18 protein-coding genes are annotated in these 20814 nt (G+C 42.5%); 13 read left to right on the top strand and 5 right to left on the bottom strand.

Features of this window, described 5'->3' with window-relative positions; translation table 11 throughout:
* Positions 1-257: 257 nt before the first annotated feature.
* The 4 genes from VB073_RS10240 to VB073_RS10225 all read left to right on the top strand — a co-directional run bounded on the left by VB073_RS10240 (position 258) and on the right by VB073_RS10225 (position 2900).
* Entirely contained in the window at positions 258-779 is a 522-nt protein-coding gene (locus tag VB073_RS10240) for a sigma-70 family RNA polymerase sigma factor (protein WP_323404072.1), read from the top strand.
* Positions 763-1284 (top strand): hypothetical protein, encoded by a 522-nt coding sequence (locus tag VB073_RS10235; RefSeq protein WP_323404071.1) that lies wholly within the window; start codon positions 763-765, stop codon positions 1282-1284. The genes VB073_RS10240 and VB073_RS10235 overlap by 17 nt, the downstream gene beginning before the upstream one ends.
* Positions 1285-1297: 13 nt before the next feature.
* A complete protein-coding gene (locus VB073_RS10230; RefSeq protein WP_323404070.1) occupies positions 1298-1771 on the top strand; it encodes a hypothetical protein in 474 nt (157 codons plus the stop codon).
* Between the two features lie 145 nt (positions 1772-1916).
* Entirely contained in the window at positions 1917-2900 is a 984-nt protein-coding gene (locus tag VB073_RS10225; protein WP_323404069.1) for a TIGR01212 family radical SAM protein, read from the top strand.
* Here VB073_RS10225 and VB073_RS10220 read toward each other — a convergent pair.
* The 3 genes from VB073_RS10220 to VB073_RS10210 form a co-directional block, all read right to left on the bottom strand.
* A complete protein-coding gene (locus tag VB073_RS10220; RefSeq protein ID WP_323404068.1) occupies positions 2888-3616 on the bottom strand; it encodes a lipoate--protein ligase family protein in 729 nt (242 codons plus the stop codon). The genes VB073_RS10225 and VB073_RS10220 overlap by 13 nt on opposite strands.
* Positions 3617-3671: 55 nt before the next feature.
* Positions 3672-4736, bottom strand: coding sequence for a LacI family DNA-binding transcriptional regulator (locus VB073_RS10215; protein ID WP_323404067.1), 1065 nt, complete (start codon positions 4734-4736; stop codon positions 3672-3674).
* A 135-nt stretch (positions 4737-4871) separates the two neighbouring features.
* A complete protein-coding gene (locus tag VB073_RS10210) occupies positions 4872-5750 on the bottom strand; it encodes an AraC family transcriptional regulator (RefSeq protein WP_323404066.1) in 879 nt (292 codons plus the stop codon).
* A 268-nt stretch (positions 5751-6018) separates the two neighbouring features.
* Between VB073_RS10210 and VB073_RS10205 the strand changes: the two genes are divergently transcribed.
* The 9 genes from VB073_RS10205 to VB073_RS10165 all read left to right on the top strand — a co-directional run bounded on the left by VB073_RS10205 (position 6019) and on the right by VB073_RS10165 (position 18995).
* On the top strand, positions 6019-7278 hold the full coding sequence (locus tag VB073_RS10205) for a PmoA family protein (protein ID WP_323404065.1): 1260 nt from the start codon (positions 6019-6021) through the stop codon (positions 7276-7278).
* A 3-nt stretch (positions 7279-7281) separates the two neighbouring features.
* Positions 7282-8178, top strand: a complete 897-nt coding sequence (locus tag VB073_RS10200; RefSeq protein ID WP_323404064.1) for a PmoA family protein — start codon at positions 7282-7284, stop codon at positions 8176-8178.
* A gap of 39 nt (positions 8179-8217) precedes the next feature.
* Complete coding sequence (locus VB073_RS10195; protein ID WP_323404063.1) at positions 8218-9594, top strand: Gfo/Idh/MocA family oxidoreductase; 1377 nt, start codon at positions 8218-8220, stop codon at positions 9592-9594.
* A gap of 24 nt (positions 9595-9618) precedes the next feature.
* Complete coding sequence (locus VB073_RS10190; protein WP_323404062.1) at positions 9619-11022, top strand: putative oxidoreductase C-terminal domain-containing protein; 1404 nt, start codon at positions 9619-9621, stop codon at positions 11020-11022.
* A gap of 74 nt (positions 11023-11096) precedes the next feature.
* Entirely contained in the window at positions 11097-14252 is a 3156-nt protein-coding gene (locus tag VB073_RS10185; RefSeq protein ID WP_323404061.1) for a TonB-dependent receptor, read from the top strand.
* A 10-nt stretch (positions 14253-14262) separates the two neighbouring features.
* Positions 14263-16164, top strand: coding sequence for a RagB/SusD family nutrient uptake outer membrane protein (locus VB073_RS10180; RefSeq protein ID WP_323404060.1), 1902 nt, complete (start codon positions 14263-14265; stop codon positions 16162-16164).
* Positions 16165-16193: 29 nt separating this feature from the next.
* Positions 16194-17396 carry a DUF5000 domain-containing lipoprotein gene (locus VB073_RS10175; protein ID WP_323404059.1) on the top strand — a complete coding sequence of 401 codons (1203 nt, stop codon included), beginning with the start codon at positions 16194-16196 and terminating at the stop codon, positions 17394-17396.
* A 152-nt stretch (positions 17397-17548) separates the two neighbouring features.
* Positions 17549-18694, top strand: a complete 1146-nt coding sequence (locus VB073_RS10170; RefSeq protein ID WP_323404058.1) for a DUF4998 domain-containing protein — start codon at positions 17549-17551, stop codon at positions 18692-18694.
* Positions 18695-18872: 178 nt separating this feature from the next.
* Positions 18873-18995 carry a hypothetical protein gene (locus tag VB073_RS10165; protein ID WP_323404057.1) on the top strand — a complete coding sequence of 41 codons (123 nt, stop codon included), beginning with the start codon at positions 18873-18875 and terminating at the stop codon, positions 18993-18995.
* A 159-nt stretch (positions 18996-19154) separates the two neighbouring features.
* Here VB073_RS10165 and VB073_RS10160 read toward each other — a convergent pair whose 3' ends face one another.
* Both VB073_RS10160 and VB073_RS10155 read right to left on the bottom strand, forming a co-directional pair.
* Entirely contained in the window at positions 19155-20396 is a 1242-nt protein-coding gene (locus VB073_RS10160) for a hypothetical protein (RefSeq protein ID WP_323404056.1), read from the bottom strand.
* Positions 20397-20452: 56 nt separating this feature from the next.
* Positions 20453-20791 (bottom strand): cupin domain-containing protein, encoded by a 339-nt coding sequence (locus VB073_RS10155; protein WP_416349526.1) that lies wholly within the window; start codon positions 20789-20791, stop codon positions 20453-20455.
* Positions 20792-20814 lie beyond the last annotated feature (23 nt).

The raw sequence follows: 20814 nt of genomic DNA, 5'->3' as shown, positions 1-20814 counted from the left end.
AAGCAGAAGCAAAAGTAGAAGAAGTGAAAGCCGAAGTTGTTGAAACGGTGGAAGAAACAAAAGCCGAAGAAGCGCCTAAAGCAGAAGAAAAAGCGGAATCTACAGACGCTGAACAACCTGAAGCTGAAAAAGAGTAATAAAATATAACTCTTTATATACATAATATAAAACTGCCCGGAAATGAATCCGGGCAGTTTTTTTATTAAAAAACGATCAGGTGATGTAAGAATTTCACTGTTGATCCGTCTATATACTATATGAATGTCCGAGAGTTCCAACACCAAATCCTCTGCCACTCCGATAAATCATACCGGATGGCGCTATCAATACTAAAAGAGGAAAATAGTGCAAAAGATGCATTGCAGGAACTTATGATGAAGTTGTGGGAGAAACGGGACCAACTGGAGGCTATTACCAATCATCAGGCATTTGTGCTCACATCAATGCGCAACCTCTGTCTTGACATGATCCGTAAACCGATATATACAGATGAAATTCCGGCTGACACCGAATCCAATATTCCTAACCCCTATCAACAAACAGAACAGGTTGATATGATAAATCACATCTGCAACCTCATCGATGCACTACCCGAATTGCAACGCACCATCTTACGGATGAAGGATGTGGAAGAGATGGAATTGAAGGAGATAGCACAGATAATGTCGATGACGGAAAATGCCGTCACCGTAAATCTCTCGAGGGCACGAAAAAGACTTCGTGATATGATTATGCACAGCCGACAAGAAGAAAACAAAGTATATGAACGATATAGATAAACTGCTCGGGAAGTACTTCAGTGGCGTATCGACGACTGAAGAAGAGAAAGAGCTGAAAAAATATTTCGCGGGTAATGGGATACTTCCCGAACACGAAATATACAGACCGATTTTTTCTGTTTTCAATAGGGAAAAGCAGATAAAGGCGCCGATATTGACTTTCACTGAAAAAAGGAAGAAGAAGAGTGTCTCTACACGACATATAATCGTCCTATTGGCCGGATCAGCGGCTATAGCGTTGCTGGCTGTCATATTCCCAACTTTGAGCCGCACACCACCGCAGCATCCGGAATATGTGGTCATTATGAACGGGAAACAGATTGACGACCAACATACAGCACAACAATATGCCGAGTATATGTTTTCGAAAACTGAAAAGATCGTAGAGAACTCATATCAGCCTCTCCAAGAAGTAGCTGATATAAAAGAGGAACTAAACGCTGAGAAGATATTAAAAGAGACTGATCAAAAAATAGAATTCATAAAAACAAATTATCAATATTAAAATTCAATACATCATGAAGAAGATTTTTTCACTCATGCTTATAATGCTGACAATTTCAGCAGCAGTATCCGCCCAACAACAGGTAGAAAAATTATTCGGTAAATACATGGAGGATGAGCGCTTCAATTATATTTATAGAAAAGGAGATACCGGTTATGTATTGAACAGAACAGATCTGGAAACTCTACAGACAGGGGCATATAATATCCGCTTCAAATCGGGCCGTAATAAAGAAAATGAGAAAATGCTTATCCTGAACTCTGCCGACGAGAGTTTTCAGAAAAGTTTTCTTTCGGAAGTCGATAAGGCAATAGCGGCTGATAAATTTGAAAATACTTCCTACGTCCGCAATGGTAAAAGCAACCGTATATCGGAATATGTACGTAAACTCTCTGACATGCGGGAAGAAGAAGTGCAAGTCATCCAGAACGGCGGTGGAAATATCGTTGTGAAATGGGAAACATATGTAATCAAGGAGAAAAAGTAATCCCATACATCATTGGCTGAAATTTTCGTTACTCTACTTTTTTAATATAAATTTGTGGACGGGGATATGGCGTGAGTCCTATTCCCGTTATTTTCGTTTTATCCCGCTCCGGCCTCCTAAAAACATTTTATTCCCGCAATTGTTTATGATAAGAATAAAAGCGGCGTCACAGTCATTCAAAGAACTAAAAACAACACGTGTGTTTTCAAACAATAAACCATATCACGATTTTGCCGAATTTCTTTCAGCAAAATTCCCCTATAAAGTACAGAAGATATCGGTCAATGCAGGCTTTACCTGTCCCAACAGGGATGGCAGCAAAGGACGTGGAGGATGTACTTACTGTAATAACCAGAGTTTTAGTCCCGGTTATGGCAAACCGACCAGAACCATCACGGAGCAAATGGCAGACGGTATCGACTTCTTCTCTCACAAATATCCGGAGATGAAATACCTGGCTTACTTCCAATCCTATACCAACACTTATGACGGACTGGACTCACTAACCTCCAAATATGAAGAAGCACTCTCCTACCCTGATGTGGTGGGATTGATCGTGGGTACGCGTCCAGATTGTATGCCCGACGAATTGCTCGACTACTTTGAATCCCTTAGTAAAAAAACATTTGTCATGGTGGAATATGGGGTGGAATCCACGTTGAACAGGACTCTGGAGAGGATAAACAGGCAGCACAGTTATGAGGAATCGGCAGAGATGATCCGGAAAACTGCAAGAAGAAATATCATCACGGGGGGACACATGATTTTAGGTCTCCCCGGAGAAAGTACGAAAGAGATCCTTTCTCATGCCGACAAACTTTCGAAACTTCCTCTGACATCCTTGAAACTACATCAGTTGCAGATTATCAGAGGGACCGCGATGGCAAAAGAGTTCCGGTTATTACCCGAATCATTTCACCTTTTCGATCTGGATGAATATGTGGATCTGTGTGTAGATTTTGCTGAACGGTTGAATCCCGAAATCTGCATCGAACGATTTACCTCCCAGTCGCCTAAGAAACTGCTGATCGCTCCCGCATGGGATCAAAAGAATTATGTGGTTACCGAGAAGATTATGAAACGCTTCAGGGAAAGAAATACATGGCAGGGACGATATTACAGCCTGTAATTCCAGCTTCGCTGCACGTACTTGTCTCTCTGGAGCTCTCCTATCCTCCTCTTTTCTTCGTCACTGAAAGTATCGGTATGGTCTACTCCCAGCAATAGTATTATCTGACTGGCAAATTGTTGAATAAAATGCTCCGTTTCGAGGCTACTCCCCCATTTCGCTTCCAAGTATGGCCGGATATTTCTCACGGGACTTGGTACAGATACCGTCGCTTTAGCGACCATATCTCTTTTTTCCGCACTCAACGCCTTCAAAAGCATATCGAGGTCGGTGTCATAAAGTAAAGTCCCATGATGCATCTCCCTCCCTTTTGAAAGATGTGAAGCCGTGCCTGAAATCTTATATCCCTCCAGCCACAGGTCTTTCCTTTTCCCTACTTCAACGGGTATATGCAACGCACAAAGCGTTTCCACTACCGGATCAAGGAAACGCGCACTCAACGGTTCCCCTCTCTTTCCATGAATAAAACTGTAATTAAGGTTACCTTTATCGTGAAATACCGCTCCTCCACCTGACAAACGTCGTACAATCCGGATATCATGTTCAATGCAGAAATCCTGATCCACCTCATTCAATACCGCTTGATTGGATCCGATGATCACACTCGGTTCATTGGTGTACAAAAATAAAAAATCGTCTTCTATCTTTGAAAAAAGATACTCTTCGGCAGCCAGGTTAAATGTCGGCGAGATAGAGTGAGACAAGATTATATCCATGACAAGAATTGTGCAAGAAAATTATGAATATGTAGTATGCTCGAAATATAGCCAATCATATGAAATTAAACTGGTTGTAATAACCAATGGTCTCCTGGGTGAGAATATCGAGTTGGGTGTACTTCTCTACTTTTACCGGATTACGGTATACCAGATACTCAATTAATGTCTTCATCGCAAGAAATCCCTGATGTACCGGCTCCTGTCCAATCAGAAAATCAATATATCCTTTTTGCAATCCTTTCACATTGGGAGCCGTGAGATCCAGGCAAATCAACCTTACATTATCTATTCCTTTTCTCTCAAAGTAATCGGCTACCATCCCCCCTCTTGAATTGAGCACTACCATTCCCCCTATATTGTGATGTTCTTGAAAAAACTGTGCCAGTTGCTCATCAAACTTTTCAGGTTCCATCACAGCGGAAGGTATCATCCTTACTGTATTAGAAATATTCTTCTCTTTGAGATAATCGTGAAAGCCCTGTTTTCTCAATATACTTGTGTTGGCACTCTCATCTCCTATCCTTACCGCCTGCAACATGCCGATATCACTACCGGCAGGGATAATGGATGTAATCAGTTTGGCCATCAGATAACCGCACACATAATGATCGGAAGTAAAGAAAGCCAGTGGTGATGTATTCTCGAGGGTAGAATCGACGAAAACATAGGGGATTTTTTTTTCATCGAGTTGTTTGGCTAGTCGAACCGCCTCATCCTTAAAAGTAGCGCCGATGATGACAGCATCGGCATTAACCTGTGCAACCTGATGATGCACTTCCCTACAGGAATAGATGTCATATTGGTTGTAGGTATACACAAGACATTGTACCCGGATATTCTCGAACTCTTCCAATGCATGCTGGATACCCGAATGAATACTCTCCCAATATTCTCCCTCCATGACGTTGGGAGTGGTGATTACCACCTTGTATTTCCTTTTCAATGATAAGCCGGAAATATGGATATTAGGGCGGTAGTTCACTTTTTTCAGGACTTCCTCTACGGCCATACGTGCCGGTTCCGACACATTCCCACGATTATGGAGTATCCTGTCTACGGTACCAGCCGACACTCCTGCCATCTCGGCGATATCCTTAATACGTATTTTTCGTTGCATATTATGTAAGAGAATCTTGTCAGTATCTAATTGACTGACATATTAACGAATAAACAAAATAAGTGTAATTGCTCACGCAAAGTAACAAATTAATTTTCAATTTTAGCAGAATATCACAGGATGAATGCACTATAGTTATACTGCTTTATTAAATACATGCACGTAGTCGGTAGGCGAATAACCGGTTATCTTCTTAAATTGCCTGTTAAAATTGGAAATATTATTGTAGCCGGACTCATAGCAAATCTGGGAAATCGTCAATCTCCTTTCTAATAAAAGTTTACAAGCATAGGTAATGCGAAGTTCATTAATATATTGAAAGCAGGTTTTACTTGTTTTTTTCAGGAAATACCGGCAGAATGCACTCTCATTCATCCCCGCAATATCAGCAACACGTTGTAATGAAACAATACCGGTGTATTCACGATGCAAGAAAGCTTTGACTTTAATTATACGGGGATCCTTATCGTCGGTAAGCGCCAGCGTATCTTCACTTTCATCCCTCAACAGTCTTTTTGACTCTGACTGGCTCATCAGTGACAGGATTTTTATTATCTCCAAAAGCAGATCGAGTCCGCTCAGATGAAGTGCCTTTACCATCTTTTTTCTTATTGCCCTATTTGCATCTTTCTCAAAATAAATCCCATATTTGGCGTCCTCAAGCAAATTCTTTATCTGGGAAAATTCAGGATATTGCTCCAACGAGTACTTGAAAAATTCTTTGGAAAATTGAAGTGTGATAGCGTGTACCCTATACTTCGGATCGTTTTGGTAGTATTGAATATCATTCCTGTACATATGGGGAACGCTGCTACCCAACAACACAAGATCATCATCAGAAAACGGTTCTATATTGTTTCCTACAAAACGGGTACCTGTACTTTTCAAAACATACACAATCTCATACTCTTCATGAAAATGCCAGGGGAATTTGAAATAATCATAGTCACACCATTTTATCTTGATGGGGGATCCACTGCTCAGATTCAATTTTTCATGCATTATGTGTGCCATAGCCTCTTGATTTTTCGCAAATATAGTATCAATTATTGCTAATATAGCATTTGCAAACATTAATAAATGTAAATAATTTTATTGTCTGATAGAATTTATTCAAAGGAGATAAAATGTTGCAAAATTAGTACCAATCTATGCAAAAATAATATTTGCTCTTAACTATATACCACCATATATTTGCAAAAGATATTACCGTTAAAGAATGTCTATGATTAATATAATATCATAGGTGTTTACGAACACAAACAAATAAATGTGAAAAAATATGAAGGCAATACTATTCTTTTTTTCGCTATCATTTTCTTTATCAATAGCAGCAATCAACAGCAAAAATTTTACAGTTACGGTAAATAATGACTGTGTAGATATTCCTGTTTCTCTTTCTTTAATGGAGCTGGGCTTTCATGCTGATCCCGATTCAATTGCCGTATATGAATTGATTGACAAGAAAGAAAAAGCAATGCAAGTCCAAGTGGAAGCAGGCTATTCACCGAAAGTGTGGTTTATATTGGATGGATTTATGCGAAGAGGCACCAAAAGAACATTTGTTGCAAAAGTAAAAGAGACGGTATCCACAACCCCGAAAATATCTAAACTCAACTTGATTAAGGAGAATAATGATCTGGTTATCCAGTATGAAGATCAATTAGTATTGAAATATCGTTACACCCCCATGTCTCCTCCCAAAGGAGTTGACCCTTTGTTCACAAGATCGGGCTTCATTCATCCACTGTGTTCACCCGGCGGAGAGGTACTTACACGGGTACAAGCACCTGATCACTATCATCATTACGGTATCTGGGGTCCATGGACATTGACGCATATAGGCAATCGCGAAGTGGATTTCTGGAACTTGTATAAAGGTCAGGGAACCGTAAAATTTGAATCATTCCTGTCTGAAATATCCGGCAGTGTATACACTGGTTTTACCGTATTGCAGCAACATATCGATTTTGGAGCAAAGGGTAAAGACCAGATAGCCATCAATGAGGTTCTGGATGTAAGAGTCTGGGACATAAACGATAAAGTGAGGATTATCGATTATACCAGTATATTGAATACTCCATTGACGGAAGGTATTATGCTCGATGCCTATAGATATGGCGGAGGCATTGGATTCAGGGCAACAGAAAAATGGACGAAAGACAACTCTACGGTGCTGACTTCCGAAGGAAAAACAAGAAAGGATGCAGATGGCAGCAATGCGCGTTGGTGTATTGTAGAAGGCGAATCGGGTGTGCAGGAAGGCCGGTCGGGTATTCTCTTCTTAAGCCATCCTCTCAATCGTGCTCATCCTGAACCTATGCGTGTTTGGCCGATGGATGCCAATGGCGGAAGGGGTGACATGTACTTCGAGTTTACACCTATTCGCCATGAATCATGGAAACTGATAAAGGGGAATAGCTATGTGCTTACATACAGGATGATCGTATTTGATGGTGAAATTGATAAAGAGACCGCGGAAATGTATTGGAACAGTTTTTCTTCGTCACCCAAAATAGAATTTATATCAAAAAACAAATAAAACATGAAAAAAATCGTATTTATTCTTTTTATTACCGGATTGATGTACAATATTGCCTTTGCTCAATCGAAAGTAAGTGCTGAGAAGGTAGGTGATAGAATTGAAATAAAGATCAACGGCAACCTGTTCACCAATTATATCTTCTCTGAACACGAGAAATATCCTTTTTTCTTCCCGGTAAACGGGCCTTCGAATGCGTCCGTTACCTCGATGCGAAATGCAAATTTTCCACATCACAGCTCGCTTTTTTTTGGCTGTGACAGAGTGAATGGGGGTAATTACTGGCAGGAAGGCTTAGGAAGAGGACAGATTATCTCCCTAAGGGCTGATATTATCGAGACAGGAAATGAGAAGGTAGTCATCGAAAATGAATGTATCTGGAGGCGTCCAGGCGCCGACGCTCCCGTCAAAGACAAACGTTTTATCACTATTACTGCCCCGTCAAAAGAAAGATTTCAGATAGATGTTGATGTCACGATGGAGATGCTGATGGATGTGACAATTGAAAAAACAAACCACTCACTGTTTAGTGGGCGCGTAGATCCCGATTTGGCAGTGATTAACGGAGGAACAATGATCAATGCCGAAGGGGAAACCGGAGAAAAAGGGACTTTCGGAAAACGTTCTCCATGGATAGACTGTCATGGTAAGAGATTGGGAAAAACTGAGGGAATAGCTATCATGCAACATCCCTCCAACGACTGGTATCCTGCTCCCTGGTTTACACGTGATTATGGATTTTTCTCCCCCACCCCCATGTATTGGCCGGAGAATGACAAAAATACCCTGCTCAAAAAAGGAGATATAATCAAACTCAGATACAGGATAATCATACATAGCGGCAATCATATTGAAGCCGAAATAGCCAAAGAATTCGAAAAGTACAAATCGGAGAAGTAATTAATAATGAAGAGTTACGAATTTTATAAAACAAATCATATGCAAAGAAGAGTATTTTTAAAAAAGACAGCGGCAACCGCGGTAGGAACTGTGGTTTTCCCCAGTATTGTTCCGTCGTCGGTATTCGGCAAGAATGCACCAAGTAATAAGATCCATATCGGTCAGATTGGTTTTGGCAGGATTGCCAAAGACCACGATATGGCGGAAACGATAAGGTATGACAAAGCTCAATTTGTAGCTGTTTGTGATGTGGATAGGAAACGTCTTGCAGACGGGAAAAAGTATATCGATGACTATTACGCTAAAAAGAGCGGTAAAAGCTCCTATTCAAATGCGAAGACATATGAAAATTACATCGATATGCTGGATGACAAGAATATTGATGCCGTAATTATCAGTACTCCTGATCATTGGCATTCTGAACCAGCCATTCGTGCAGCATTCGCAAAAAAAGACATATATCTGCAGAAGCCCACCTCTTTAACCGTTGACGAAGGACGTCTTTTAAGCGACGTAGTACGCCATCAGAATGTAATCCTTCAGGTAGGTACACAGCAACGCTCATCACCTCAGTTCAGGATAGCAGCAGAGTTGGTAAGGAACGGGAGGATCGGCAAGTTGCATACCGTGAAAATCGGTTTACCAGGTGACCCCGCAGGTCCTGAAGCACCTGAAATGCCGATTCCCGAAAATCTGAACTATGACATGTGGCTCGGATCAACCCCTGATATCTATTATACTGAAATGAGGGTGCATCCCCAGAACAACTACGGACGTCCCGGATGGTTGCGATGCGAACAGTTCGGGTCAGGTATGATTACCGGATGGGGGCAACACCATTTTGAGTCGGCTGCTTGGGGTATGGACACGGAATACACAGGCCCTATATCAGTGGAAGCTGTCGCGCAATTCCCTAAATCAGGATTGTGGGATGTCCATGGCGATTTTATGGTAAAAGCCGAATACGAAAATGGAATAACCATGCTCACAAGCGGCGGTTATCCCAATGGGATCAGGTACGAAGGAAGCAAAGGATGGATTTTTGTATCCCGGGGTGACTACGTAGCATCTACCAGCGACCCAGTAGCCAAGGATAATAACGCAAAAGCACTGGATGCCAGTGACCCGAAGATATTGACTTCCGAAATCGGTGAAAATGAAATTCACCTCTATAAAAGTGACAATCAGCACGGCAATTGGCTCGACTGCATCGAATCGAGAAAGGAACCTATATCCCCGGTAGAAATTGGACACCGCGCCTGCACTATCTGCCTGATCAGCCACATCGCGATGAAAGTAGGGAAAAAACTGGAATGGGATCCCAAACTCGAAAAGTTCAGGAATAGTGAATTGGCCAACGCAATGTTGAAAAGATCGCAGAGGTTTCCATACGGTACGGATTATATCAAAATTTAATAACCATTAAAGAGAATAGAAGCAATGAAAAATATTCTTTTTCAAATATCGGTTATTCTTGGTAGCCTTTTACTCTTTTCATGCAATATGAACAAGGAAACCGAAAAACAACAGTTTACAGGGCAGGATGGAGAAGTCAAACTGGTGGTACTCGATCCCGGGCACTTCCATGCCAGTTTGCTTCAAAAGTTCCCTCAACGAAGAGTAAACGATACCGTCTATGTCTATGCACCGGAAGGGGATGAACTTCAACAATATCTTGCCAGTATTGAAAGTTACAACCAACGTGAAGAAAATCCCACCAATTGGCATATAGAACTGTACGCCGGACAAGATTATCTCGAAAAAATGATTGAAGAGAAGAATGGGAATGTAGTGATATTGGCCGGAAATAACAGGAAGAAAACAGAGTATATCTTCCAATCACTCAATGCCGGTTTCAATGTACTTGCTGACAAACCCATGGCAATCAACGAAAAGAACTTCAATCTTTTAAAATCAGCGTATGAATGTGCACGAACACATGACGCCTATTTGTTAGACGTAATGACCGAAAGGAACGACATGATCAATACACTTACCCGTGAATTGATACACAAGGAGGAGTTATTTGGAGAACTGCGATCGGGTTCTTCCGATGATCCGGCTATTACAATGGAAAGTGTACACCATTATTACAAGGAGGTTTCAGGAAATACACTGGTTCGGCCAGCCTGGTTCTACGATGTGGAACAACAGGGAGAAGGGATGGCGGATGTATCGGTACATTTGGTAGATTTGATCAACTGGCAATGCTTCCCCAATGAAGTGATTGATCATACCAGCGATGTGAAGTTGATGGCTGCGAACCATTGGCCTACCCGATTGACATTAGATGATTTCACCCGATCCACGAAACTGAATGCTTTCCCTGATTTCCTGCAGAAGTACGTCAATAATGATACACTCGAAGTTTTTGGTAACGGTAAAATCGATTATCAGGTAAAAGGAAAGAATATTTCGGTTACCGTGCTATGGAATTATCAAGCGCCTGAAGGTGGCGGTGATACCTATAACGGACGGATTAAGGGCACAAAAGCAACTATAGAGATCGTACAGGATGCCTCAGTGAACTATATCAAGGAATTATTTATTCAAAAAGATGAGTCTTTGGACGAGAATACCTTCAACGCTAATATGACGAAATCCATCACCGATCTGCAGAAATCCTATTCTTTTTTATCTGCAGAAAAAGTATCAGAAGGAAGATACAAGATTATTGCTCCTGTGGAATTCAGGAAAGGACATGAGGACTACTTTGGGATGGTAGCCGAAAGATATTTCGGATATCTCGTCAACCGGGATATGCCGGAGTGGGAGGTATCGAATACCCTATCGAAATATTTCATAACGACAACTGCGCTAGAAATGGCGCGAAAGGGTCTTTGATTTTTAAAAATTATTTTGACGTTATCAATATTATTCTATTTTATAATATATTATATATCACTAAAAACACGAGAATGGAAAAAGAAAATTCATTAAAACTAAAAGGAGGACTTCTATTCCTATTTACATGGATGGCATCCTTTGTAATGTTTGCTCAAAACATTACTGTAACAGGAACGGTAACCGATTCGGAAAATAATCCTCTGCCAGGGGTAACCATCACGGTGGTGGGATCTCCCAGAGGGGTAATTACCGATATCGAAGGTAACTATTCAATTTCAGTATTACCTACAGACCAACTTCAGTTCTCTTTTGTTGGATTAGAGACAAAAGTTGTTCCTGTAAATAACCAGAGGGTGCTGAATGTGGTATTGGAAGAACGGATAGATATGCTGGAGGAGGTTACTGTTGTTGCTTTTGCAACACAGAAAAGGGAAAATGTTGTCGGAGCGGTCACCACCATTAATCCGAGCGAACTCAAGGTACCTTCGAGTAACTTAACAACTGCATTGGCAGGACGTGTTGCCGGAGTAATCTCTTACCAGAGGAGTGGAGAACCCGGCCTCGACAATGCCGATTTTTTTATCCGCGGGGTAACCACCTTCGGTTATAAGAAAGATCCTCTTATCCTTATCGACGGGATTGAGAGTTCATCTACCGATCTGGCGCGCCTGCAGACTGACGACATTGCCAGCTTCTCCATCTTGAAAGATGCTACCGCCACCTCCCTCTATGGGAGCCGTGCCGCAAACGGGGTGATTTTAATTAAAACCAAAGAGGGAAAGGAAGGAAAAGCAAAATTATCCTTGCGGGTAGAAAATTATATGTCCATGCCCACGCAGGATGTGGAGTTGGCCGATCCCATCACCTATATGAACATGCATAACGAGGCGATCCTCACGCGGGACCCGCTGGGGATATTGCCTTATACTAAGCAAAAGATTGATTACACCGCATCAGGATTGAACAAGATTATGTATCCGGTCACCGATTGGAAAAAGGAGTTGATCAAGGATCATACGATGAACCATACCGTAAACCTGAATGTGAGTGGAGGGGGAACCGTTGCGCGATACTTTGTCTCCGGAGGATTTGCCCAGAATAGTGGGCTCCTGAAGGTGGATCAACGCAATAATTTCAATAGCAATATCGATTTAAAGACCTATTCCGTTCGTACCAATGTAAACGTGAACTTAACAAAAACTACGCAATTGGATGTCAGGGTAAATGGCACGTTTGATGAATACACCGGCCCCATCACCGGAGGAACACAGGTTTACAGGAATGTGATGCGTACGAATCCCGTTATGTTTGCACCCTATTACGAGCCTGATGCTGATCATGCCTATGTGCAACACATTCTGTTTGGAAACTACGACGATGGCAGTAATTTTTACTATCTAAACCCTTATGCGGAAATGGTCAAGGGATATAAAACCTACTCCCGGTCTCTGATGACCGCCCAATTTGAAATAAAGGAGAACCTGAGCTGGTTATTGGAAGGGCTTCGATTCCGTATCATGGCCAATACGCGCAGAAACAGCTATTTCGAAACGACTAGGGAATATATCCCGTTCTGGTATCAGGCCTCCAGCTATGACCGGGTCACAGATACATTTAAGTTGTCGCTGTTGAATGAGGACCGTGGAACTGAATGGCTCAATTATAACCCAGGCAGTAAAGAAGTATCTTCAGATTTCTATTCTGAGTCGGTGTTAAGCTATGACCAAACCTTTAACAAAAAGCATGTGGTAAACGGATTGTTTGTATTTCTGACACAAAACAGAACCACAGGGAATGCCAGTACTTTAGAGGGCTCTTTGCCTTATCGCAACATAAACTTGGCTATGCGGGCCACATACACCTATGATTCTCGATACAACTTAGAATTTAATTTGGGTGCCGATGCCTCTGAGCGCTTCCATAAATCACACAGGTGGGGCGCTTTTCCCTCATATGGTTTTTCATGGAACGTCTCGAACGAACATTTTTGGAAATCATTAAAAAATGTCGCGAACACCTTCCGGATCAGGGGAACGTACGGTCAATCAGGGAATGATGCGATCGGAACCGGCCGCTTCCTGTACCTGTCGGAGGTGAACATGAACGATGGCGCTAGAAGCGCCGTTTTCGGGAGAGATAATGCGTATGGACGGAACGGAATATCAATAAGAAGATACTCCGATCCGGAAATAACGTGGGAGATAGCCACAAAATCAAACCTGGGATTAGAGCTTGGCCTATTAAATGCATTTCAGATACAAGCCGACATATACAAAGAAGTGAGGAGCAATATCCTGCAAACCCGTGTATCTACGCCTGCAGAAATGGGGTTATCAGCTCAACCCCAGGCTAATATTGGAAAAGCGGAAGGAAAAGGAATCGATATCTCAGTGGATTATAATAAAGTGTTCAACAAGGATCTCTGGTTGCAGGGACGCTTTAATTTCACCTATGCCAAAAGTAAATTCCTGATCTATGAGGAATATTATTACAACGATATTGCACCTTGGAGATCCCGAATTGGTTATTCCATCAATCAATCGTGGGGATACTTGGCAGAGCGTTTGTTTGTTGACGACGAGGAAGCGTCTAAATCACCGAAACAGAACTTCGGAGAATACGGGGGAGGCGACATCAAGTATAGGGATATGAATAACGACGGTCAGATCACAGAGTTGGACCTGGTGCCCATTGGATATCCCACCGTGCCTGAGATTGTCTATGGTTTTGGATTTTCCCTTGGATATAAGAATATCGATTTATCCATGTTCTTTCAAGGATTAGGTAGGGAGTCGTTCTGGATCAATCCGAATGCTACCGCTCCATTCAGGGAATTTTACTATTCGGAGGAATCATTGCCCGGACGTCCACAGAACCAGTTGTTAAAAGCATATGCGGACGACTATTGGTCAGAAGATAATCAGAACATTTATGCATTATGGCCCCGGCTTTCCACTTCTGCTATCGGCCATACTAACAACTCGCAAACCAGTACCTGGTTTATGCGGGATGGCAGTTTCTTGCGTTTGAAACAGCTGGAGATTGGCTATACCTTCCCGTCACTGTTTCTGAAAAATATGCATATGGAAAACTTCAGGATCTATTTTACCGGGACCAATCTGTTTAACTGGAGTAAATTTGATCTCTGGGATGTGGAGATGGGAGGCAATGGGCTTGGTTATCCCATACAGAAATCGTTTAACGTTGGACTTCAATTAAATTTTTAAAGCAATGAAGATGAAAAATATACTCAAATTATCAATAATCTTCACATTGGTTTTTTCACCCGGATGCGAAGATTTCCTAAATGTCACGCCGGACAATATCGCAACCATTGACCATGCATTCAGGATGCGGACAACGGCGGAAAGATTCCTTTTCACCTGTTATTCCTATATGCCTTCCCACGCTTCGTTGAATGAAAATCCCGCATTGCTTGGTGGGGATGAATTATGGCTGGTAGCCACCAATAGCAATCCTATCTGGCAAATTGCCCGAGGCAACCAACGAATAGTGAACCCATACGGGAATGCTTGGCAGGGTGCCAATGGTCCCAAAGATATTTACCAAGGCATACGCGAGTGTAATGTGTTTTTAGAAAATATTGGTCTGGTGCCCGATATTACCGAAACCGAAAGAAGAAGATGGATTTCGGAGGTAAAATTCCTAAAGGCTTATTATCACTATTATCTGGTACGGATGTATGGCCCCATTGTCTTGATCAAGGAAAACCTGCCGGTATCGGCTTCTCCGGATGAAGTAAGGATACCCCGCTCCCCTGTGGACGAATGTTTCGATTATGTGATTCAATTAATCGACGAGGCATTACCCGATTTACCGGTAAAAATAGAATTTGAAGTGTCGGAACTGGGACGAATCACTCAAGCCATCGCACTTTCTCTTAAGGCAAAGGTACTGGTAACCGCGGCAAGCCCTCTCTTTAATGGCAATACCGATTATACCGGATTCACCAATAAGGACGGTACTCCCCTGTTCAATACAACATTCGACGAAACCAAATGGCAAAAAGCGGCAGATGCCTGCAAGGTGGCAGTTGATTTTTGTGATTCCTTAGGCCACAGGTTATATGAATATATTCCTCTGTTTTCGCAGTATAACCTTTCAGATACTACGATGATACAGATGAGCATACGGAATGCCTTCAACGAAAAATGGAACCCGGAGATCATCTGGGCGAACACCAACAGCATGTCATCCGGCTTACAAGGGAATTCAACCCCGAGGGGGTTGGATCCCGCCCTCACGGCCAGTACCGGGGCACAAGGGAATATTGCCCCGCCGTTAAAAATAGCCGAACTGTTTTATAGCGATAACGGCGTTCCGATTGACGAGGATATCACTTGGGATTACACCAATCGGTTTAATCTTCGGATTCCGGGACACGATCACCGGTTTAATCTGAAACAAGGATATACTACCGTGCAACTGCATTTCGACCGGGAAAACCGCTATTACGCGTCCCTCGGTTTTGATGGTGGAATTTGGTATGGACAGGGGCGCTACAATGATGAGGGGGACGATATACTGTTTGTTTCATCAAAACAAGGGCAACCCGCAGCCCCGATCAATTTGTCCTCTTACTCCACAACCGGTTTCTGGCCAAAAAAATACACCCATTTCCAAAGTGTCATCGGAACGGGAAGCACTTTTACCCGGGAGAATTATCCGTGGCCGGTGATCAAACTTAACGATCTGTACCTGTTATATGCCGAGGCTTTGAACGAAGTAAGCGGCCCGAGCACAGAGGTTTATTTTTACTTGGATAAGATCCGTGCCAGGGCTGGTCTGCCCGGAATTGAGGCAGCATGGAATGTTTTCTCGATAAACCCCGATAAATATAAAACTCAGGCCGGCTTGAGGGAAATTATCCATCGGGAGCGGACCATCGAGTTGATATTTGAAGGGCAGCGTTTTTGGGATCTGAGGAGATGGAAGACCGCTGTGAGTGAGTTAAATGTCCCCATTACCGGATGGGACCTGGATCAATCCTCGGCAGAAGGATATTATAGGGAGCGATTGATTTTTAATCAAACCTTCCGACTCAGGGATTATCTATGGCCCCTCAATGAAAATACAATGTTGGCAAATCCCATGTTGGTTCAAAATCCGGGATGGTAAAATGTTATATTATTAAAAATAACAGAAGTATGAAAAAATATATTTTACTGGTATTTATTGCCATTAGCATGGTGAACTGCTCGGATGAAGTATGGCGTGGGATCCCGACCAGCGAAAACGCACCGGCTCCACCACCAGTCACAAATGTTCAAGTGACCGCAACCCCCGGCGGTGCGGATATCACTTATACATTGCCCGAGAGCGATATCTTGCTTTACGTGATGGCCGAGTATTCCATCGGAAATAGAATAATTTCCAAGAAATCATCTTTTTACAGTGCTCATTTGATCATCGAAGGTTTTCCGGATACTAAGGAGTACAATTTAAAACTCTATTCGGTCTCCCGCGACGGGATGAAATCTGATCCGGTGAATGTGAGCGTGACTCCTTTGACCCCACCGATCGTTTCAATTTTCAATTCTATTGTGATGGAACCTACCTTTGGAGGAATAAAAATTCACTTTGAGAACGATAGCGAGGCGGAGGTTAAATTAACCGTGCTGACCACCGATTCAGACGGAGAGATATATCCGGTAGATATCTATTATACCAAACGAAAAGATGGAAATTTTTCCATCAGGGGTTTCGATGCGGAAGAACGGACATTCGGGCTCTATGTCCTGGACCGTTGGAATAACTATTCGGACACAATTTTTGTGAACCTGGAGCCTTGGTTCGAAGAACAACTGGATAAGTTCAAGTTCAGGGCAATGAATTTGCCTTCCGATACCAATGAGGCTCATTCGAGTTCTACATATACTTTAGACCAACTTTGGAACAATGTATGGGGAACCGGAGCCGCTTTCCATACGAAGCCAAATACAGGTATTCCTCAGTGGTTTACCTTCGATCTCGGAGCGAAGGCCAGACTAAGCCGATTTAAATTTCACCATAGGCTTGCTGGTAGCAGCGGGGCAGGCTCCGACGGCCAGTATTCAGCGGGGGATCCCCAGATAATGGAGGTGTATGGCAGCAATAACCCCAATCCGGATGGGAGCTGGGATAGTTGGACCTTGTTGGGAACGTTTGAATCCATCAAACCATCGGGATTGGCATCGGGTTGGACTACAGAAGATATACAATTTGCTTGTTACGATGGTGAAGATTTTGAGTTTCCTGACATAGAGCCGGTACGTTACCTTCGGTTTAGAGTTACCAAGGTCTGGGGTGGAGTCACCTATATTTATATTGGTGAATTGACGTTCTGGGGAGAAGTTTTGGAAACTTTCTGATATGAAACGAGTATGAAAACCGTTCTCACCCGGGAACATGAATTACTTTGTAATCGACAGAGTCAATATTGCGAGTTCCATACACCAAAATAAAAAAATCGTATGAAATTTTCAGCATATTCTATGTGATAATTTAATTAAACAGAACAATAATGAGTAATAGAATCAATAAGATTTGTTTTATGCTTTGTATCGTATTTGTAATCGGTTTTACAACCTGTGATAAGATGGATGCGACCTACAGGCATTTTTGGGAGGACGGGGAAAAAGTATACCCGGCACCCGCCGATTCACTGAAACTGTATGCAGGTAAAAACCGGGCAGGGATATCTTGGAGGGTTCTTGGAGACCCCAACGTAAACTTGGTGAGAATATTCTGGAATAATCGGTCCGATTCGTTGGATGTTCCATTTCAGCCGCAGAGTGTGAAAGATAGCACCTTTATCATTATCGATAACATGGCCGAAGGCTCCTATTCCTTCGAAATATTCACCTATGACAATAAGGGGAACAGATCTGTACCGCGGGAAGGCATTGGGAATGTTTACGGCAACACATATGAACGTACTCTTCTGGCCCGGTTTATGCAAAGTGCGCTTTTTGCCAAGGATACCCTCAAAATCACATGGGGAGTTCAGGGTGATGATACCGCAATCGGGAGCGAAATCTATTACAGGAATACCCTGGGTACGCAGAGCAAAGTGAATGTGGGTAATGACGAAAAGTCCACTATCATCCTCGACTACGATTTTGAATCCTCTCCCTCCATCACCTACCGAACGGTATATGTTCCTCCCACGTCGATCGATACATTCTACACGGCCATAAAAACAGTTGCCGTAAGAGGTGCCCCTGTCTATTTTCCGAAAGCGGGATGGGTGGCTACCGCTTCCAGCTTCGACTCGCGCGCCGGTGCTTCATATCGCCCGCCCGAGCACACGATAGACGGCAATAAGGCAACCCTTTGGGTAAACCAGATTTCACCGCAGACATTTTTCCCCCATACCCTTTATATTGACATGGGAGAGATTAAACATGATGTGGGTGGCGTCTCCCTGGTTGTGCAACGACGAAACGAATCCCCCCGGTTAATTGATATATTTGTGAGCATTGACGGGGAAAACTGGGATATGATGGGGTTATACAGCGTGGAAAATTTGGCGGATGTCGTGCAGGATTTTGATTTTATCCTTCCACAGAATATCCGGTATTTCAGTATCGTGTGCAAAGAACCATGGGGTGCTACCAATAACGTTGTCATTGCCGAGGTTGAAGCATATACTTATGTCCGGGAGTAATCTCTTTTATTCCAGTTGGGTAGCATAAGCGATACAATCTGATTATCTCTTTTTGAATCTTGTCCCACTCCGGAGGTCAATCCAACCGACATTTCCGGAGTGGTGATAAGATTGATGTTTCCCTCGCTTACCGTTTTTTGGCTTAACCACCGGAAAAATTTATTTTAATAAATGGGACTTGGAACTTGCAAAAGGGGAATATTTTTTCGAAGAAGTAGTCCTGGCACGTGGTATCCTTCAATTGACCCATGATGCCGAATTGAAACTATTCAGTACCGTTCCGATTGCAGGCCCTAGTTGAATACCGGAAACCACAAAAAGACAGAAACCCAATTACGTTATGAATGGCTTTGCCTACATAACAAGCGGTAGCTCAATGATCGGTTCGGATTTTGCCGCCGAAGGCCAAGATTCCTGATAACACCAGTTCAATACTATACTGCAATGGATAAAGATACATTTACTGCCATATCTTTTTAATTGTTTCCTCCAAGTTCATCCCTTGAGGAAAATCGGGTGTACGGGTATTGGCATGGCATTTTCTGACAGGTTGACCATTTCCGGTAACCATGATCCGGCATACAGGCATCTGTAGGAATCCGACAGAATCATTTTCTCGCATCCAGTCATATGCGTAACGCAACCAATCTTTTTGATATGATTCGTCCTGAAGACAAAACCATGTAATCTCATCATACCCCCACACAAAATGAGAGTCGACTGTTGCTTGTCCCGGGGTTTCACTCACTCCGAAATTATCGAACTCCACTAAATAGGGCAGCGATTCGCAATACCATCCGGAAGGTGTGATACCTCCTTCACTGCGACCGAAGAAAGCGTCAATATATCCTTTTTCCAAGATACAATGTTGAGGGTTTTCCGGTATTTCTTTAATCCGTAAAGGAAAAGAGTTGAAATCCAACAGGCTTTTCCCGCCAACAACCATACCTCCAAAAGGTGTATGGGCATCGAGTAATACCCAATTTCTACGTGCATGTTTTCCTGCATAACTCCGTATTTTATCAAGTGTTTCCCTCCAATGTTCATAATTTCGGTCTTCCATGCCTATCAGGGCAATTTGTCCGAGATGAAGTGCTTCACAACCTACATTTATATAAGAACCGGCTAAAAACATAAACCACAATTTTGTTTCTGTTTGGGTAATATCAGGCACACTTGTCTTTTTACCCCAAAATCCAACAAATTTCCCATCCGGATTCAACATATCATCGTAGCAAAAATTACGCTGTTCAGCAGACATGCTAAATTCAGCAAAGACCCATTCGGGAATCCTGATATTATTCACCTGACTACTTACCGCTTCAAAAAGCGCTGCCTGAAAAATAATATCAGGATCATTTTCATGCACTTTTGCAGCCAGCATTTTCGCATTATCTAAAAAATCAGGATTATTAAATGCTTCCTCTCCACCCCAACGATAAATAGATCGTCCGATAAATTTAGCGCCAATATTTTGTATCAATTTTATATCACGTTCCTTATCGGGATAAGTCGCATCGTTACAAAAAGGGTCTACCGTTAGAAATTCTGCCATTGTAACCGCCCTGCCAAGATAGTTTTCAAGATTATCCCTGGTTATTCCGGATCCATCAAATATATATCCGGATTTTTGGCCGCCCCCTCTGCAATTGGCAAGCATGGCAATCAGAATACACAGGCAAGTTATTTTTGTTCTTTCCATATTTTTTAATTGAACAGTTCTGAATCCCACAGACTATGAACATCGGCACTCTATTTTTAAATAAAATCTTCCCGCATGGGGCTGAACGCATCTATTAACATTCCCGACTCAATGCATTTCGTACTATGCTTCACATTCGGGGGAATATATATTCCATCCCCTTCCTTGACCTTTTTCATGATCCCATCCACGGTGAATTCAAAAACTCCACTTGCCACATAGGTACTCTGGCTATGATAATGAGAATGTTCAGACCCCACCGCTCCTTTTTCAAATTCTACTTTTACGAGCATAATTTGCGTATCAAATCCTAAGATTTGCCTTCGTACCCCAGCACCAGCCGGACACCACGAAATTTCATCCTTACATAAAAATAAACCACTGCAACTTTCCATAAGACAACAATTGTAATTGACAA

It is taken from the genome of Proteiniphilum sp., from assembly GCF_034927365.1.
Lineage (GTDB): Bacteria > Bacteroidota > Bacteroidia > Bacteroidales > Dysgonomonadaceae > Proteiniphilum.
Note: the sequence above shows the minus strand (reverse complement) of the source record. Positions and strands in the feature narration are given on the sequence as shown.

What these genes read in the sequence shown, in the direction of transcription:
- VB073_RS10175 (WP_323404059.1), top strand. Translation starts at nt 16,194, where the DNA reads ATGAAAAAATATATTTTACTGGTATTTATTGCCATTAGCATGGTGAAC.
- VB073_RS10180 (WP_323404060.1), top strand. Translation starts at nt 14,263, where the DNA reads ATGAAAAATATACTCAAATTATCAATAATCTTCACATTGGTTTTTTCA.
- VB073_RS10210 (WP_323404066.1), bottom strand. Translation starts at nt 5,750, where the DNA reads ATGGCACACATAATGCATGAAAAATTGAATCTGAGCAGTGGATCCCCC.
- VB073_RS10235 (WP_323404071.1), top strand. Translation starts at nt 763, where the DNA reads ATGAACGATATAGATAAACTGCTCGGGAAGTACTTCAGTGGCGTATCG.
- VB073_RS10185 (WP_323404061.1), top strand. Translation starts at nt 11,097, where the DNA reads ATGGAAAAAGAAAATTCATTAAAACTAAAAGGAGGACTTCTATTCCTA.
- VB073_RS10220 (WP_323404068.1), bottom strand. Translation starts at nt 3,616, where the DNA reads ATGGATATAATCTTGTCTCACTCTATCTCGCCGACATTTAACCTGGCT.
- VB073_RS10155 (WP_416349526.1), bottom strand. Translation starts at nt 20,791, where the DNA reads ATGGAAAGTTGCAGTGGTTTATTTTTATGTAAGGATGAAATTTCGTGG.
- VB073_RS10200 (WP_323404064.1), top strand. Translation starts at nt 7,282, where the DNA reads ATGAAAAAAATCGTATTTATTCTTTTTATTACCGGATTGATGTACAAT.
- VB073_RS10170 (WP_323404058.1), top strand. Translation starts at nt 17,549, where the DNA reads ATGAGTAATAGAATCAATAAGATTTGTTTTATGCTTTGTATCGTATTT.
- VB073_RS10240 (WP_323404072.1), top strand. Translation starts at nt 258, where the DNA reads ATGAATGTCCGAGAGTTCCAACACCAAATCCTCTGCCACTCCGATAAA.
- VB073_RS10195 (WP_323404063.1), top strand. Translation starts at nt 8,218, where the DNA reads ATGCAAAGAAGAGTATTTTTAAAAAAGACAGCGGCAACCGCGGTAGGA.
- VB073_RS10215 (WP_323404067.1), bottom strand. Translation starts at nt 4,736, where the DNA reads ATGCAACGAAAAATACGTATTAAGGATATCGCCGAGATGGCAGGAGTG.
- VB073_RS10190 (WP_323404062.1), top strand. Translation starts at nt 9,619, where the DNA reads ATGAAAAATATTCTTTTTCAAATATCGGTTATTCTTGGTAGCCTTTTA.
- VB073_RS10225 (WP_323404069.1), top strand. Translation starts at nt 1,917, where the DNA reads ATGATAAGAATAAAAGCGGCGTCACAGTCATTCAAAGAACTAAAAACA.
- VB073_RS10230 (WP_323404070.1), top strand. Translation starts at nt 1,298, where the DNA reads ATGAAGAAGATTTTTTCACTCATGCTTATAATGCTGACAATTTCAGCA.
- VB073_RS10205 (WP_323404065.1), top strand. Translation starts at nt 6,019, where the DNA reads ATGAAGGCAATACTATTCTTTTTTTCGCTATCATTTTCTTTATCAATA.
- VB073_RS10160 (WP_323404056.1), bottom strand. Translation starts at nt 20,396, where the DNA reads ATGGAAAGAACAAAAATAACTTGCCTGTGTATTCTGATTGCCATGCTT.